We start from the raw sequence: 16,008 nt of genomic DNA on the forward strand, positions 1-16,008 counted from the left end.
CGATTCGCTTCAGATCAGAAAAAGCAGAGTTTTGCGGGCGCAATGTGGCGAGTGCGTCAGGCGCCCATCAGGGCGCCGACATGCGCCGTAACAGATTCTTTCAATCCTTGCAGATCGTAGCCGCCTTCGAGCACAGAAACAACGCGGCCCCCGGCGCTCTTGTCGGCGAGGTCCATCAGCTTGCGCGTCACCCATGCATAATCCTCGGCGCGCAAATTCAGCGACGCCAATGGATCGCGATAATGCGCGTCGAAGCCGGCGGAGATGACGAGCAACTCCGGGCTGAATTTTTCGAGCTGCGGCAGGATCAAATTCTCGAACGCAATGCGGAATTCCGGCCCGCCATCCTCGGAGGCGAGCGGCGCGTTGACGATGGTGTCGTGGTCGCCGCGCTCGCCTTTCGCGCCGGTGCCCGGAAACAGCGGCATCTGGTGCGTCGAGCAGTACATCACGGTCGGGTCCGACCAGAAAATGTCCTGCGTGCCGTTGCCGTGATGCACGTCGAAATCGACGATGGCCGCGCGTTGGATGCCGTATTTGCGCTGCGCGTGGCGCGCGGCGATTGCGACGTTGTCGAAGAAGCAAAAGCCCATCGGCTTGCCGATCTCTGCGTGGTGGCCGGGCGGGCGTACCGCGACGAAGGCGTTGCGATGCTCGCCCGCCATCACCGCATCGGTCGCCGCGACCGCGCCGCCGACGCCGCGCATCACCGCTTCCCACGTGCCCGGCGACATCGAGGTGTCGCCGTCGATATAGACCTGGCCGCTGGTCGGCGCGATGTGGCGCAGCTCCGTGACGTAGTCCTCGTTGTGGCAGAGCGTAACGAGATCGAGATCGCCCTCCGGCGCCTGGTCGCGCACCAGGAACTGGAAGCGCTCATGCGACAGCGCTTCCTCCACGGCGCGCAGGCGGTCCGGCCTTTCAGGGTGTCCCGGCGGCGTGACGTGGTCGAGGCAGGCCTTGTGGGAGAGGAGAAGCGTACTCATCAGGTCGGCCTCATGGAAATGCGGGCTCTCGACGTCGCTTGGCGCATCCGGCGCCAAAACGCAAATGCAAAACCCAATCTATGCGTTCCCCCGGGAATGGCAAAGGGTGGTCCTGGACCGATCCGTTTAATCCGGATCAATTCACGCGCAGGATGCGGCTCAGCGGCAACGGCCCGATCGGTCCGTGCGCCCTGAAGAACGCGAACAGCGCGTCAGCGTCGTAGCCGCCATATTGCGGCTCCGTGCCCTGTTTGGCGGTTGTAAAGCCGTCGCCACCCAGTGCGAGGTAATCGTTGAGAGTGACGCGGTAGCCGCTTGCAGCTTCGATCAGCCTGCCATTGAGCGTCATCTTGTCGGCGAGGACGCGCTCGCCGAACGGCTTCGCCGCATCCCAGGCATAGTTGAATCCGTTCGAGACCTGGAGAATCCGCGGCCGCTTCGGATCGAGCCATTGCTGCTCCAGCATGTCCTTGAGCTGGCCGCCCGTGAGCGTCATGGTGACGAGCCGGTTGCGGAACGGCTGGCTCGCGAAAACGTCGCCGAAGGATATCGCGCCGTTCTCCTTTGGCACGATGTCGGTGCGGATGCCGCCGGGATTGGTGAGCGCGATGACAGCGCTGCCGTCCTTGGCGTCCCTGGTCGCGGCGAGCTGCGCGTCCGCGATGACGTCGCCGAGCGCGCTTTCGCCCGCCTCGTTCGGAATCCGTGACAGCGTCTGCGTCACCGATCCGGCCGGCCGGTTGGCGATCGGCGCCGAAAGCCTGTCGTATGCGTCGATCAACGCGGTCTGCTCGGGATCCTTTGGCAACGAGGCATTGGCGACGATGACGTTCTCGGCCCTGGCGCCGACGATGTCGCGCGTCGCCGGATCGAGCTTGAGGTCGATCGCAGTGACCAGCGTGCCGTATTTGTCGCCGCTGGTGACGAGCCGCCCGTCGACCTGGCAAACATAAGCTCGATGAGTGTGGCCGCTGACGACGACATCGACGGCGCGATCGAATTTTTTGACGATGTCGACGATCGGTCCCGTAATAGCAGGGCATTCATTGTAGTCGCCGGCCGGCTCGCCGCCCTGGTGGATCAGCACCACGATCGCCTCGACCCCACGCGCCTTCAGCTGCGCGACCTGCGCATTCACCGTCTCGGCCTCGTCGCGGAATTCAAGGCCGGTGATGCCTGATGGCGAGACGATGCCCGCGGTCTCTTTCAAGGTCAGCCCGATGAAGGCGACGGGGATGCCCTCGAACTCCCTGATCTCGTAAGGCGGCAGCACGCTCTTGCCGGTCGCCGTCTCGATTGTGGACGCCGCGAGATAGTGGAATTTGGCGCCGTGGAAGGGATGCGGCCCCTGACAGCCGTCGACTGGATGACAGCCGCCGTTCTGCATCCGCAACAGCTCGGTCTTGCCCTCGTCGAATTCGTGATTGCCGACCGAAGTGATCGCGAGCCCCATCATCGAGAGCGCCTCGATCGAAGGCTCGTCGTGGAACATCGCCGACAGGAACGGGCTCGCGCCAATCAGATCGCCGGCGGCGACGAAGATCGTGTTCTTGTGTCCCTCGCGCAGCTGCTTCACCAGCGTCGCCATGTATTCCGCACCGCCGGCCGCCACCATCACCTTCCTGGACCCATCCTCGGGATCACTGATCCGAATGCCGCCCGGCGGCGGGCGCAGATTGCCGTGGAAATCGTTGAGGGCGAGAATGCGCAGCTCAACGGGTGGGGCGGTTTGCGCGGACGCGGGCAGGGTGGCGAGCGCGAGCGAGAAGGCGGTCAGGCGGAGAACGTGTCGCATGGAACCAGACTAGTCGTTGCGCACGAAGATTTCACCAAAGTTCTCGGTACCCTATTTTTTCTTCCTGTCCGCAAACGTGTTGAACGCGGCGGTGGCTTCTTCCGACTTCAGCCGCTCGCCGAACAGATGGGCTTCCTGGTCGATACGGCGGGTGAGCTCTTCCGGCGCGGCGCGCAGCAATTTGCGAGAGATCGCGACCGCCTCGGCCGGAAGCTTGCAAATCTCGCGCGCCACTTTGCGGGCCTCGACCTCGGTGTGTCCCGATGACACCACAGCGTTGACGAAGCCTGCGGTATGGGCCTCCGCGGCGGTGAAAGTCCGCCCCATCACCAACATCGCAAAAGCGCGCTGGTACCCCATCGTGTTCGGCATCAGCAGGCTGGAAGCCCCGACCGGGACCAGCCCGAGACGGATGTAAGGCGCGGAAAATGTAGCTGCCGTGGATGCGAGCACGTAGTCGCAGTGAAACAACATCACCGTGCCAATGCCGATCGACGCGCCATCCACGGCAGCGATGATTGGCTTGACGTTCAGGGCGAGTGAATAGAGGAATCTCGCTCCGTCCGTCAGCGTCTCGGGGCGAGACGTGTCGGCGTGCATGAAATCGTCGATGTCGTCGCCGGCGGTGAACACGCCGGAGCCGCCGGTGATGATCATGCAGCGAATGTCGGGATTGTTCTGCGCCGTGTCGATGGCGCGGCTCATCTCGCGATACATGTCCTGCGTGATGGCGTTCTTCTTGCTCGGCCGGCGCAGCGTGATCACGCGCGTTCCACGCTCTTCCGTGACGACGATATTGCCATTCGGCATAAGGGGCCCCTGCGGTCGCCGCGACGCTGACGAGTCTTGTAGTCCTCAGCCTACATCATCTTGCAGGCGTGCCAATCCGCACGTGCCAGCTTTTCGACGATCCCCCTGTGCCGGGATGCCTGGCGTCCAGCCTTGGCTCGCGTTCCCTGCATGGCGCCGCATCACATCGGATCACACGCGCCGTTTTACGCTTTATCCGCCGTTGCGCGTTGCAACAATTAGCTACAATGTTTCATTTGAAAAACCGGTGGTTGTGCGGCACGATGGGCCCGTCGCGTTCCATTTGGCCGATTGCTCGATTGATGACTGCCGCCACTGGTGTTGACGAATCTTCGTTCCACTACCGCGGCTGGCGCGTCGTGCTGGCCTGCTTCCTGATGGCCTTCTTCATGTTCGGCTTCGGCCTGTACGGCCAGGGCGTCTATCTCGCTGAGCTCCAACGCGCCCATGGCTGGCCGGGTACACTGGTCTCCGCGGCCAGCACCTTCTCCTTTCTCCTGACCTCCGTCCTCGTCATCTTCACCGACGATCTGCTCGCCCGTATCGGGCTGCGGTCGCTGATCCTGTGCGGCCTGTCGGCGCTCGGCGCGTCGACGGTGCTGCTGGCGCTGCTGCAGACGCCCTGGCAGCTCTATCTCGCCTATGCGTTGATGTCGGTCGGCTGGACCGGCATGGGCACCGTGGTGATCGCGACCGTGCTGAACTCCTGGTTCGAACGGCGCCGCGGGCTGGCGCTCAGTCTCGCCTACAACGGCGCGACCTGCGGCGGCATCGTCCTCGTTCCGCTGCTGCTGACGCTAAGCGGCAGTATCGGCTTCCGTTCCGCCATGCTGGCGGCCACGATCGCGATGGTGGTGCTGGTGCTGCCGGTGGTCGTGATCTTCATCGGCTGGCCCGACCGGACGTCGCGGGCATCGGGTGGAACTGCGTCTGGTGGTGGCACGGCCGCGCCGACGCAGTCCCGCAAGGCGCTGCTCGCCAACGCGGCGTTCTGGACCATGGTGCTGCCGATCGCGATCGCGCTGCTGGCGCAGATGGGATTCATTATCCACCAGGTGACGTTTCTCGAACCGCTGATCGGCCGCGCCAGTGCGGGCCTTGCCGTCACCCTCATGGCGGCGATGGCGGTGGTCGGGCGTCTGTCGCTCGGTCTGTTCGTGGACCGGCTCGATCCGCGGCTCGCCTGCGCGGCCTCGATGACGAGCCAGGCGGCGGCACTGTTCGTTCTGGTGCAGAGCACGAGCCCGACCGTGCTGCTCGTGTGCTGCGCCGTCTACGGCTTCTCGATCGGCAACATGATCACGTTCCCGCCCCTGATCATCCAGCGCGAGATCGGCGCCAGCGCCTTCGCCGCCGCGATGGGACTGGGCACGTCGATCAGCGGCATCGTCAGCGCCTTCGGCCCCGGCATCGTCGGTCTCGTGCGCAGCGTAACCGGCGATTACACGACGGCGTTTGCGATGTGCGTCGTGCTGGACCTTGTGGCGGCGGGGATTGTGCTGTGGCGGCCGGGGAGGCGCGCAAAGCTCGCAGCCTCGTAGTCCTACGCGTCCCAGCTACCCCAGCAGCACCGCATCCGCCGCCGCGACCGACTCCGCGCTCTCCGTCACCGTGCGCTCGAGCGCGCCGGCCTGCACGGTGATGTTCTCGGCGAAGAAGCGCGCCAGCGAGACGTAGCGCGCTGCGTCCGTGTTGCCGTCGGCTTTCGCGGCGAGCGCTTCGGAGGCGAGCATGCATCCCCCGAGCGTGGCGCCGAATTGCTGCAGATACGGCGTCGCGCCCGCCAGCGCCTCGTTCGGCGCGGACCCGACGCGCTCCAGGAGCCATTTGCTGGTGCGCGTCAGCGCCTCCAATGCCTCGCGCAGTTTCACGCCCGTGGTGCCGAAGGCAGGATCGTTGGAGGCTTCGACCTGCTTCACGGTTGCGGAGAGCTCGTCGAGCAGCGCCCACACCGACGCGCCGCCGTTGGCTGCGAGCTTTCGCGTGACGAGGTCGATGGCCTGGATGCCGTTGGTGCCCTCGTAAATCGCGGTGATGCGGGCATCGCGATAGTGCTGGGCCGCGCCGGTCTCCTCGATGAAGCCCATGCCGCCATGCACCTGCACGCCGAGATAGGCGACCTCGTTGCCGACATCGGTCGAATAGCCCTTGGCCATCGGCGTCAGCAGCGCCGCCCGCGCGGCAGCATCCGCGCGGACCCTCGGATCCCTGGCGCGCGTCGAGACGTCGATCGCGACGGCGGTCGCATAGCAGATGGTGCGTGCCGCCGCGGTCTGCGCCCGCATCCGCATCAACATGCGCTTGACGTCCGGATGCACGAAGATCGCATCGGAGCCGTCACCCTTTTTGCCGAGGGCGCGGCCCTGCTTGCGCTCTTGCGCGTAGGCGAGGGCCTGTTGGTAGGCGCGGTCGGCAACACCGACGCCTTCGAGGCCGACGCCGAGGCGGGCCTGGTTCATCATCGTGAACATGCAGCGCATGCCCTGGTTTTCCTCGCCGACCAGGAAGCCGATCGCGCCGCCATGATCACCCATGGTCATGGTGCAGGTCGGGGAGGCATGCATGCCGAGCTTGTGCTCGACGCCAGAGGCAAAAATGTCGTTGCGCTGCCCCAGCGAGCCGTCTTCGTTGACCATGAATTTCGGCACGAGAAACAGCGAGATCCCCTTGGTGCCGGCGGGCGCGTCCGGGAGACGCGCCAGCACGAAATGCACGATGTTGTCGGTCATGTCGTGTTCGCCATAGGTGATGAAGATCTTCGTCCCCTTGATGCGATAGGTGCCGTCGGCCGTCTTCTCCGCGCGGGTGCGCAGCGCGCCGACGTCGGAGCCGGCCTGCGGCTCGGTCAGCTGCATCGTGCCGGTCCATTCGCCGGAGACGAGCTTTTCGAGATAGATTTTTTTCAGCTCGTCGCTGCCATGCGCGTCCAGCGCCTCCATCGCCGACGCCGTCAGCAGCGGACAGAGGCCGAAGGCGACGTTCGAGGCGCTCCAGATCTCGGTGCAGGCCGCGTTGATCGCGATCGGCAGGCCCTGGCCGCCAAAATCCTCGGGGCCGGAGACTGCGTTCCAGCCCCCCTCGGTCCAGCGCTTGTAGGCATCCGGCCAGCCCGGCGCGGTCGTGACCTTGCCGGCATCGAGCTTGATGCCGTGCTCGTCGCCGACCCTGTTGAGCGGCGCCAGCACGTCGGTTGCGAATTTGCCGGCTTCCTCCAGCACGGCGCTCACGATGTCGCCGTCGAAATCGCCGTAATGGCCGGCCTCCACGGCAGCCTTCAGGCCGGCGCCGTGGTTGAGCGACAGCAGCATGTCAGAGATCGGCGCGCGGTAGGTCATGGCTCACTCCCGTGGACAGGTCTTGCCGCCGTATTCCCATGAAACGGGGGAGGTCTCAACTGTCGGGATCCAGGGAACGCGCTGGGCCGGAACGGGCTGTTGCCAGGGCCTATAATAACAAGGCCGATAATAAGGTGTGGCACGTCCGCAGCCGGCGGCTGTGGTATTTTGCCCCTCCAGGCGGTTGAAATGCCGCTTCGCTCCCTATAGACCGGCTGCGACCAACGGGAATCTGCGGTGGCCAGTTCTTCCGCCCCGTTCTTGGTCATCCTGTTGGGGCGTAGCCAAGTGGTAAGGCAGCGGATTTTGATTCCGCCATTCGGAGGTTCGATCCCTCCCGCCCCAGCCAGATCCAACATGCTGATTTTGTTAGAGGAATGGCCTTGCTGAAGGAGGATTTTCCGGCGCATTTGGAAATTCCGCTTACCTCGCATTTGGAAATTCTGTGCTGGTTTCGTTTTTGGTCGAAGGCAGATGAAAGTGCTCGCGCGTTGAACGTTCGTTCGACTTATCAAGATACGAATTGAGCCTATGAACGCTGTCCGCGTTGCAAGCTTCCGACCGCTCGCGTTGATGTCGCGTGCGGGATCGACAGCTGCAGAGTCCCGCCGCCTAAGCACTGTTCAACGAAACGCGAAGTCTATCTTTGAGATCGGACGCTAGTCTCGCTCCATCTTGTCCGGCACCATCGCACCGACATGGACCCAGCAGTGATACTTGTCGCCGAGTTGGTGCGCGCGGTCGCACCACAATTGCATAATCCGGAAGCCAGATAACTCGCATCATCTTGCTTCTATGGACCAGACTGTCTTCCAACAGCCCGAGGCTTCCTTAACGAACGGCAGCTTCCAATTTGGTCGCAACCGGTACTGATGCGAGATGCAGCCTATTGTCGCCGCAGCTCAAGCCGAGCGTTGCCAGCCATACTATAATGATCCTCATCTCGTCCTGTCCCATGATAAACGAGGCTGAAGACGGCGCTTACGTTCCCGGCAGATGTCGTATCAAGCTTTCACGGATGTGCCGCGCAAGTTCGGTGGCGGCTGGCGGCGCGTGGCCGTTAGGCATATGCAGATTGATCGCAAACGGAGGCAACTCAGGCAGGCCCGCTTCTGTAGGTACGATCTCGAGGTCGGCCGGCACGGTCGAGGTGAGCAAAGCCGTGATCGCCAAGTCTGAGCGAACGGTAGCCGTGCTGGCATCGATGCTCCCGCTCTCAAACACAGTGCGCCATGCCACGCCGTGCTCACTTAGCGCTTGAAGGACCGCAGGCCGGAATCCGCATGTTTCGGCGACCATCGAAACAGGGAACGGCGTTTTCAAATGTGCCGAGCCGGACTTTGCACCAACCCACACCAAGCGATCGACGATCAGGCACTCGCCACGGGACGGCCCGAGCGGTTCTTCGATAAGGGCAACATCAATCGTCCCATCCAGGGTGCTCGCCAGAAGATCAGGAGACGCGGCGCAAACGAGCATGATGTCCACCAACGGATGGTTCTCAGTGTAGGTTTTCAAGATTGGAGCGAGCCACGTGCCGGCGAGGTCGTAGGGAGCGCCCAGGCGAACTTGCCCGCTCATCGCCTCGGTAGTCATGTCTGACCAAATCTCGTCATTCAGGACCAGCAGACGACGGGCTTTCCCCAGCAACCGCTCTCCTGTGGCAGTGAGCCGAATGCGTCGGCGATCACGCGTAAAGAGAGCGCCAGACAAATCCTCTAATCGGGCGATCTGCTGACTAACGGCGCTTTGAGACAGGTGCAGCGCATTTCCGGCCGCCGTCATGCTGGCATGATCGGCGACGGCTACGAAGGTCCGCAGAAGCCCCATATCGAGATTACGACTCATCCTTGTATTATGGATCGTAATGCATTCCATGCACAGCATGCGTTTCCATAATGGACTGCGGCGCGGTAAATTCTCGCTTCAATAAACAGGGGCAGAGAGTGTCTTCCGCTGAGTTCTTACCGCTTATTCTCTTCGTTATCGTTTCGACGATCACGCCAGGAGGCGCAACGACCTTAGCCACAGCCTCGGGCGCTCATTTCGGTTATCGTCGCTCCATACCGCTCATGGCCGGCATCGCGGTGGGCCTTGCTTCAATGGCGGCCTCGGCCGCTGCGGGCTTGGCGAGCGTTTTGCTGGCGCTACCGTCATTGCAACTCGCTATGAAGGCGATCGGCTCGCTCTATCTCTTGTGGCTTGCCTGGAAGATCGGTCGCAGCGGACCTCCCCATCTCCAAGCTAATCTCGCGAAACCGACCAGCTTCCTCGGCGGGGTGTGGTTGCTATGGCACAACCCGAAAGGCTGGGCGATGACGCTGGGGGCCGCAGCTTCCTTTGCTGCGCTTGCGGGCAACCCGTTTCAACTCGGTGCGCTGCTCGGGTGCGCATTTGGTATCGCCGCAATCCTGTCTCTCTCGCTCTGGTGCGCCGCCGGATTGCTGCTCGCTCGCCTGCTCGAAACGGAGATACAGTGGCGCGTCCTCAATGTCCTTTTAGGGGTTTTGCTCGTCATTTCGATCGTTCCGATGTGGCTCTAATGATCGGGGCCGCTGGTCGCTCTGCCTTCTCCCAATGACGGGGCTTTCCCCAAGGAGTTGCTGGTATTCAGCGATAATCCTGAGAAGCACATGGCAATGATGGGCATCCCAACCCGCGTCAGAAACTGCGGTTCGGATGCGCCAAGGACAACACGGACCCGCATTTCATGCGGTCGTTGTAGCCCTTGTTCATCCAAGAGGTACTGCCTCTTAATCCCAAGAGAGTGGTCGATCCGGACGGTACGCGACGCGGATCATCGCCAGTCGAGTGTTACCTGAAGGCCTCGCTTCGAGCCTTTGATGGTGGGATCTACTGTGGTTCGATTCCCGCGGCCTTGATGATCCGTCCCCATTTGCCGATCTCGGCCTTCAGGAAAGCCTCGAGCGCCTCCGGCGTCGCGCGCTCGGGCTCGACCGGAGCCATGCTGAGTTCGGCAAAGCGGCTGATCAGGGCAGGATCCTTCAGGGCTGTCTGCAGCGCGCTCACGAGATGGTCGATCACCGGCTTCGGCGTGCCGCGCGGCGCGTAGAGGCCGTACCAGGTCGTGACGTCGAACTCGGGAACGCCGGCTTCGGCCGAGGTCGGCACGTCAGGCAGCGTCCCGACGCGTTTCTTGCTTGTGATCGCGTAGCCCTTGATCGTGTTCGACTGGATATACGGCGTCGGACCGGTCGCGGGATCGCAATAGACGTCGATGTGGCCAGCGATGACGTCGTTCAGCGCCGGTCCGCCGCCCTTGTAGTAGATCGGCGTAAGCTTTGTGTCGGTGGTGTTCATGAACATCAGGCCGCAGAGCTGCGAGGCCGAGCCGAGACCGACATTGCCGAAAGTCATCTTGTCGCCTTCGCTGCGGATGCGCGCGATCATCTCGCCGAGATCCTTGGCCGGAAAATTCGGCCGGGCCACCAGGATCATCGGCACGTCGGTGACAAGCCCGATCGTGGCGAAGTCGCCGACGGGGTCGAACGGCAGCTTGGCATAGAGGGAGGGTGCCGTGGCCTGGCCGACATGCATCAACAGCAGCGTGTAGCCGTCAGGCGCGGCTTTGGCGACGCGGTTGGTGCCGAGCGTGCCGCCGGCGCCGACGACATTCTCGATGACCATCGACTGCTTCAGCGTCGCGCTCATGGCGTTGCCGAGGATCCGCGCGATGACGTCGCCGGGGCCGCCGGCGGAGAAGGGCACGATCATCGTGACCGGGCGGGTGGGGTAGTCGTCTGCGATCGCCGCGCCACACGGGCAGAGCAGGAAAAACAGGATCAGCGATCGTACGAGATACGTCATCGAACACTCCCTGGCGGCATTTTTTTAGTCGTCGGAAGGCGCCGCCTCCTTGGCCGCCGACGATTTTTCGATCATGTCGAGCGCGGCCACCGCGGCCGCGTTGATGTGATCGACGCAGCAACGTTCGGCGAGGTCCGCATCGCCGTTCTGGATGGCACGCCAGATCGCGGTCACCTCGCGCAGGCTCTTGTTGATCCGTTTCGGTTGCGACATCGACGTGATCCGCAACAGTTGGATCCGGTCGTGGAGCGGCTTGAGCATGCGCTCGATGAAGGCGTTGCGGCAGCCGCCGATCAGCGCGCCGTAGAAGTCGGTCTTGGCTTCGAGGCACCCGACCAGATCCTGCTTGGCGGCGGCGGCCTTCAGCCGCGTCAGGGCGTCCCCGATCCGGCGCGCCACTTCGGGATCGTGAAGCCTGGCGCATTCGCGGCCAGCGAAGCCTTCGAGGACCGCGCGTGCCGTGTAGAGCTGCCGGGCCTCCTCCAGGCTGATCGTCGAGACCACGGGGCCGCGATGCGGGACGGTATTGACGAGCCCGTCGGCCTCGAGGGCGCGCAGCGCTTCGCGGATCGAGGGACGGCTGACGCCCATCATCTCGCAGAGCTCGCGCTCGACCAGCCGCTGGCCCGGCTTGAGCGTTCCGGACATGATCGCCTCGCGCAGCTTTTGCGCGACCATCGCCCGGACGGTCGGGACGTCCTCGATGCGAAGCGACTGCAGTTCCGTGCGTCTGTCCATGACTGGCCTTGGTTTGAGGGCTCAAAACCGGTTTACAGGCAGAATCATCATTTCGGCAATTTGAACGTGCGGGGGCTGGTCGAGGGAAAAGACGATGGAACGGGCGATATCGGCCGGCTCGAGCGCCATCCTGAACTGGTCGAAATAGTCCTTTTCCTTCTGCTGATCGCCCCGGTAGCGGGTCAGGATGATGTTGGTCCGGGTCAGGCCGGGCTGGAGCTCGGTGACCCTGATCGCAGTTTCCGCCAGCTCGCCCCGGAGGGTCTCGGTAAACATGTGCACGCCCGCCTTGCTGGTGCTGTAGGCGGCCATGTCAGGCACGATCCGGACCGCGTTGATCGAGCTGATATTGACGACATGGCCGGCATTGCGCTGGACCATGCCGGGGAGGATCGCGCGCGTGACGCGCATCAGGCCGATCAGGTTGGTCTGGATGATGTTGGACCAGTCGTCCGCGGAACCAATGTCGAAGCGTGTCCGTCCGCCGATATCGTGGCCGGCGTTGTTGATGAGGACATCGACCGGTTTGAAATGACCGGGAATGGCATCGGGCAGGCCATCCACCGCCTTTGCGTCGCTGATGTCGAGCTGGATCGGAAACACCGCATTGCCGGCCGTCGCCGCCAACTCCTGAAGCGCCTTGGCGTCGCGATCGACCAGCACGACGCGGCGGCCGCTTTCCAAGAGCGCCTTGGTGATGGCGCGTCCGATGCCGCCGGCGGCGCCTGTCAGCACGACGGTCTGGCCCGAATGTTCAGTCATAACAACACTCCCGTTCCAATGCTCTCATGCGACCGACCAGCCGCCGTCGATCGGCAGGCTGGCTCCGGTAATGTCGTTTGCGGCGGGTCCACAGAGAAAGACGACCATGGCGGCGACCGCATCCATTTCGACGAAGCGCTGCGTGGGCTGGCGCTCGCCGAGATACTCACGGGTCACGTCGTCTACCGATCGGTCACTGTCCGATGCGATCGCCGCGATCTTGTTCAGGATGGCGGGCGTCGGCAGCGTGCCGGGGCAGAGCGTGTTGCAGGTAATGCCGCTGCGGGCTGTCTCAATGGCGACGGCGCGGGTCATGCCGGAAATCGCCGTCTTGGTGGTGACGTAGTCGATGCGGTCCTCGACTGCGCGGCTCGAATAGATCGAGCCCATGTTGATGATGCGGCCCCAGCCGCGCTGCTTCATCGCCGGCAGCGCCAGGCGGATCAGATGGAACGGCGCAGACAGGTTCACGGCCAGCGCCTGCTCCCATCGATCGGGCGGAAACTGCTCGATCGCGGAGAAATGCCTGATAACGGCGTTGTTGACGAGGATATCGATGGCGCCGCAGCGGTCGAGCAGGTCCGCCGTCATGGCCTCGATCGCCTCGCGTTGGGAGAGATCGACGCCGGCCGCGATGATTTCGACACCGAAGCGGGCGCGAAGGTCATCCGCGGCCTGCTTCGGCGCGACGAGATCGTGAAGGACAATGTTGGCACCCGCGCCGGCCAGGCCTTCCGCGACGGCCAGTCCGAGGCCCGCAGTCGCACCAGTCACGAGTGCCCATTTGCCCTTCATCGTAGCCACGCTTCGCTATTTGTTGTCGAGTTCGGCGAAGACGTCCTTCGCGTTTCGGAATGCATCCACGCCGGCCGGCACTCCGCAATAGATCGCAACCTGCATGAAGACCTCGCGGATTTCCTCGCGCGTTGCGCCGTTGGCGAGCGCGCCGCGCACGTGAGTCTTCAGCTCATGCGGCCGGTTGAGCGCGCACAGCATTGCGAGATTGAGAAAGCTGCGGGTCTTCCGCTCCAGCCCTTCGCGCCCCCAGACATAGCCCCAGCAATATTCGGTGGTGAGATCCTGCATCGGGCGGTTGAAATCGTCCGCGGATGCGATAGCCTTGTCGACGAACTCGTTGCCGAGCACGCTCTTGCGGATTTCGAGGCCGCGGTCGTAAGTCGCCTTGTCCATGTTGTTCTCCGTTGTCAGTTTTTCGGCCAGAACGGCTGTGCCAGTGCGAGCGCTGGAGGGAACACCGTCACCGGCACGCCTGCCTGCCACTGCACGATGGTCATGCCGGCGCCGACGCGGCGGCCCTTCTCGTCGAACTTGATCTCGCCCAACGGATAGTATTTCGAGGGGCCGGCATCCATGGTGCGCAATGCCTCGCCGACGGCGACGCGATCGGCCTTACCGGCTTTCTCGAGCGCGTCCTTGATCACCCACATGTCGCCGTAGGTGGAGATCGCGTTCTGCGTCATCCACGGCTCCTTGTAGCGGGTCTTCAATTCGGCGATCAGTGCCTCGTGGCCCTTGGCGCCCCAGCTTGCGACGCAGGTCAGTACGCCCTGAAGCAGTTCGGGGCTGACGGTTTGCAGCATGTCCGGCTCGGCGATCGCGATGCCGAACGAGATGGTCGGAATCTTGCCCTGGCCGAGACCGAACTCGTTCATCTTCTCGAGCAGCAGCTTCGCGTCAGAGATCACCGTCGGCAGGAAGAACAGCAAATCGGGTTTCGCCGAACGGATCTTCTGCACCAGCGATGTCGCATCCGCCAGCGGCGGCGTGAACGTCTCGTCGACGATCAGCTGCAACTGGTTCTCCGCCAGAAGGCCTTCGCGCATCGCCTTTGCGGAGGCGATCGAGGCCCCCGTGTTGTCGGTCAGGATCGCGACCGTCTTCGGACGCTTGCCGGAGGCCGTCTCCGCCAGCTTGATGATCTGGGGCAACGCTTGCCGCGCCTGCGAACCTGCGGTGGCTGCGGTCTGGAATACGTACTTGAATCCGCGCTCGGTGATGAGGTCAGAGTAGGAGAGGGTGAGGACGGGCAAGCTGGCGCGCTCGGTCACCTCGGTCACCGCGAGCGTGAACGAGGACAAATACGCGCCGCTGGCCGCGACCAGATCGGTCTCCTGCGCAACCATGCGCTGGGCGGCGTTCTTGGCCTTTTCCGTGGTGTCGCCGGAATCGAGCACGACGAGCTTCAGCTTGGCGCCGCCGAGTGCCTTGACGCCGCCTTGCGCGTTGATGTGATCGACCGCCATCTCGGCGCCTTCACGCATCACCATTCCCGGCCGGGCATAAAGCCCGGAGATCGGCACCAGCAGGCCGACCTTCACTTCCGCGGGTTGTTGCGCCCAGGCGCGGGATGCGATCAGCGTACCGGATGCGCCCGCCAGCAGCGTTCGCCGCGTGATCGTGATCTTGCTCTTCGTGGTCATGACAATTCTCCTCCCTGAAAAAAGCGCGACGCTGTTAGGATTTCTTCGGCCAGAACGGCTGCGACTGCGCGAGCTCGGGCGGATAAACGGTGACAGGCACGCCCGATTGCCACTGCACGATGACGACGCCGGCGCCGACGCGACGGCCCTTCTCGTCGAATTTGAGTTGACCGCCTGGATAGTATTTCGAGGGGCCGGCATCCAGGGTGCGGAAGGCCTGCGCGACCGAGTTGCGGTCGGCCTTGCCGGATTTCTCCAGCGCCTCCTTCATCAGCCACATGTCGCCATAGGTCGAGATGACGTTCTGCGTCATCCAGGGCTCCTTGTACTTGGCCTTGAGCTCCGCGATCAGCGCCTCGTGACCCTTCGATCCCCAGTTGGCGACGATGGTCATGATGCCCTGCACGGTCTCCGGACTCACGCTCTGGAGCATGTCGGGCTCGGCAATGGTGATACTGAACGACACCGTCGGAATTTTGCCCTGGCCGAGGCCGAACTCGCTGATCTTCTCCAGACCGAGCTTGGCGTCGGAGACCGCGTTCGGCATGAACAGCAGCAGGTCCGGCTTTGCAGAGCGAACTTTCTGGATCAGCGGGGTCGCATCCGACAATGGCGGCGTCCAGACTTCCTCGACGACGAGTTGGAGACCTTCCTGCGCGAACAGCTTTTCCTTCAGCGCTTTGGCGGTGGCGACGGAGGTCGCGGTGTTGTCCATCAGCATCGCCACGGTCTTCGGCTTCTTGCCCGATGCATTCTCGGCAAGCTTGATCAGCGTCGGCAGGCCGAGCTCGGACTGGCGGCTTGCGGTCGCGGCGGTCTGGAAGATGTATTTGAAGCCGCGGTCGGTCAGCAGGTCCGAATAGGACAGCGTCAGCACCGGCAGTTCGGCGCGCTCGGTCACCTCGGTTACGGCGAGCGTGAAGGAGGAGAGATAGGCGCCGGTGGCGGCGACGAGATCGGGCTCCTGCGCCACCATGCGCTGCGCCGCGTTCTTGGCCTTCTCGGTGGTGTCGCCGCAATCGATCACGACAAGCTTCAGCTTGGCACCGCCGAGCGCCTTGATGCCGCCCTGCGCGTTGATGTGCTCGATGCCCATCTCGGCGCCCATCTTCATCACCTGGCCGGGGCGGGTGTAGATGCCCGACAGCGGCACGATCAGTCCGACCTTGACCTCGGCCGGCGTCTGCGCGCGTGCCACGCCGGCGAGGCCGACGGCGGCGGCGCCCGACAGTACGGTCCGGCGCGTCAATCCCTTCGATGTCTTGCCTTTCGAAGTCTTGTTCATTTTGTTTCTCCCTGGTCTTTGTTTTTTG

Annotated in this window: 14 protein-coding genes and 1 tRNA gene; 3 read left to right on the forward strand and 12 right to left on the reverse strand. The window is 63.4% G+C overall.

Features of this window, described 5'->3' with window-relative positions:
* Positions 1 to 56: 56 nt before the first annotated feature.
* The 3 genes from ABIB06_RS20480 to ABIB06_RS20490 form a co-directional block, all read right to left on the reverse strand.
* Positions 57 to 986 (reverse strand): histone deacetylase family protein, encoded by a 930-nt coding sequence (locus ABIB06_RS20480; RefSeq protein ID WP_354046009.1) that lies wholly within the window; start codon positions 984 to 986, stop codon positions 57 to 59.
* A gap of 136 nt (positions 987 to 1,122) precedes the next feature.
* Complete coding sequence (locus ABIB06_RS20485; RefSeq protein ID WP_354046011.1) at positions 1,123 to 2,781, reverse strand: bifunctional metallophosphatase/5'-nucleotidase; 1,659 nt, start codon at positions 2,779 to 2,781, stop codon at positions 1,123 to 1,125.
* A gap of 51 nt (positions 2,782 to 2,832) precedes the next feature.
* Positions 2,833 to 3,591: an enoyl-CoA hydratase-related protein gene (locus ABIB06_RS20490; protein ID WP_247348081.1), complete on the reverse strand. Its 759-nt coding sequence runs from the start codon at positions 3,589 to 3,591 to the stop codon at positions 2,833 to 2,835.
* A 302-nt stretch (positions 3,592 to 3,893) separates the two neighbouring features.
* Here ABIB06_RS20490 and ABIB06_RS20495 point away from each other — a divergent pair, with 302 nt between their 5' ends.
* Complete coding sequence (locus ABIB06_RS20495; protein WP_354046014.1) at positions 3,894 to 5,132, forward strand: MFS transporter; 1,239 nt, start codon at positions 3,894 to 3,896, stop codon at positions 5,130 to 5,132.
* A 15-nt stretch (positions 5,133 to 5,147) separates the two neighbouring features.
* Here the strand turns inward: ABIB06_RS20495 and ABIB06_RS20500 are convergent, their stop codons facing one another.
* Positions 5,148 to 6,926 carry an acyl-CoA dehydrogenase family protein gene (locus ABIB06_RS20500; protein WP_354046017.1) on the reverse strand — a complete coding sequence of 593 codons (1,779 nt, stop codon included), beginning with the start codon at positions 6,924 to 6,926 and terminating at the stop codon, positions 5,148 to 5,150.
* A gap of 274 nt (positions 6,927 to 7,200) precedes the next feature.
* Between ABIB06_RS20500 and ABIB06_RS20505 the strand changes: the two genes are divergently transcribed.
* Positions 7,201 to 7,275: transfer RNA gene (locus ABIB06_RS20505), tRNA-Gln, on the forward strand.
* A gap of 632 nt (positions 7,276 to 7,907) precedes the next feature.
* On the opposite strand, the gene ABIB06_RS20510 is transcribed toward ABIB06_RS20505, so the two are convergent.
* Positions 7,908 to 8,774 carry a LysR family transcriptional regulator gene (locus ABIB06_RS20510; protein ID WP_354046019.1) on the reverse strand — a complete coding sequence of 289 codons (867 nt, stop codon included), beginning with the start codon at positions 8,772 to 8,774 and terminating at the stop codon, positions 7,908 to 7,910.
* A gap of 98 nt (positions 8,775 to 8,872) precedes the next feature.
* On the opposite strand from ABIB06_RS20510, the gene ABIB06_RS20515 reads away from it, so the two are divergent.
* Positions 8,873 to 9,469 (forward strand): LysE family translocator, encoded by a 597-nt coding sequence (locus ABIB06_RS20515; RefSeq protein ID WP_354046021.1) that lies wholly within the window; start codon positions 8,873 to 8,875, stop codon positions 9,467 to 9,469.
* Between the two features lie 310 nt (positions 9,470 to 9,779).
* Here ABIB06_RS20515 and ABIB06_RS20520 read toward each other — a convergent pair whose 3' ends face one another.
* From ABIB06_RS20520 to ABIB06_RS20550, 7 genes are read right to left on the reverse strand one after another with little or no spacing between them, the layout of a single operon-like run.
* Positions 9,780 to 10,754 carry a tripartite tricarboxylate transporter substrate-binding protein gene (locus tag ABIB06_RS20520; RefSeq protein WP_354046023.1) on the reverse strand — a complete coding sequence of 325 codons (975 nt, stop codon included), beginning with the start codon at positions 10,752 to 10,754 and terminating at the stop codon, positions 9,780 to 9,782.
* A 24-nt stretch (positions 10,755 to 10,778) separates the two neighbouring features.
* Positions 10,779 to 11,492 carry a GntR family transcriptional regulator gene (locus ABIB06_RS20525; RefSeq protein ID WP_247348092.1) on the reverse strand — a complete coding sequence of 238 codons (714 nt, stop codon included), beginning with the start codon at positions 11,490 to 11,492 and terminating at the stop codon, positions 10,779 to 10,781.
* 21 nt (positions 11,493 to 11,513) lie between these two features.
* Positions 11,514 to 12,254, reverse strand: a complete 741-nt coding sequence (locus ABIB06_RS20530; RefSeq protein ID WP_354046026.1) for an SDR family oxidoreductase — start codon at positions 12,252 to 12,254, stop codon at positions 11,514 to 11,516.
* Positions 12,255 to 12,278: 24 nt separating this feature from the next.
* Entirely contained in the window at positions 12,279 to 13,049 is a 771-nt protein-coding gene (locus ABIB06_RS20535) for an SDR family oxidoreductase (RefSeq protein ID WP_354046028.1), read from the reverse strand.
* Between the two features lie 15 nt (positions 13,050 to 13,064).
* Complete coding sequence (locus ABIB06_RS20540; RefSeq protein WP_247348098.1) at positions 13,065 to 13,445, reverse strand: carboxymuconolactone decarboxylase family protein; 381 nt, start codon at positions 13,443 to 13,445, stop codon at positions 13,065 to 13,067.
* 14 nt (positions 13,446 to 13,459) lie between these two features.
* Positions 13,460 to 14,695: an ABC transporter substrate-binding protein gene (locus tag ABIB06_RS20545; protein ID WP_354046030.1), complete on the reverse strand. Its 1,236-nt coding sequence runs from the start codon at positions 14,693 to 14,695 to the stop codon at positions 13,460 to 13,462.
* A gap of 34 nt (positions 14,696 to 14,729) precedes the next feature.
* Positions 14,730 to 15,980 carry an ABC transporter substrate-binding protein gene (locus ABIB06_RS20550; RefSeq protein ID WP_354046032.1) on the reverse strand — a complete coding sequence of 417 codons (1,251 nt, stop codon included), beginning with the start codon at positions 15,978 to 15,980 and terminating at the stop codon, positions 14,730 to 14,732.
* Positions 15,981 to 16,008 lie beyond the last annotated feature (28 nt).

The sequence above is a fragment of the Bradyrhizobium sp. LB8.2 genome (assembly GCF_040548035.1).
Lineage (GTDB): Bacteria > Pseudomonadota > Alphaproteobacteria > Rhizobiales > Xanthobacteraceae > Bradyrhizobium.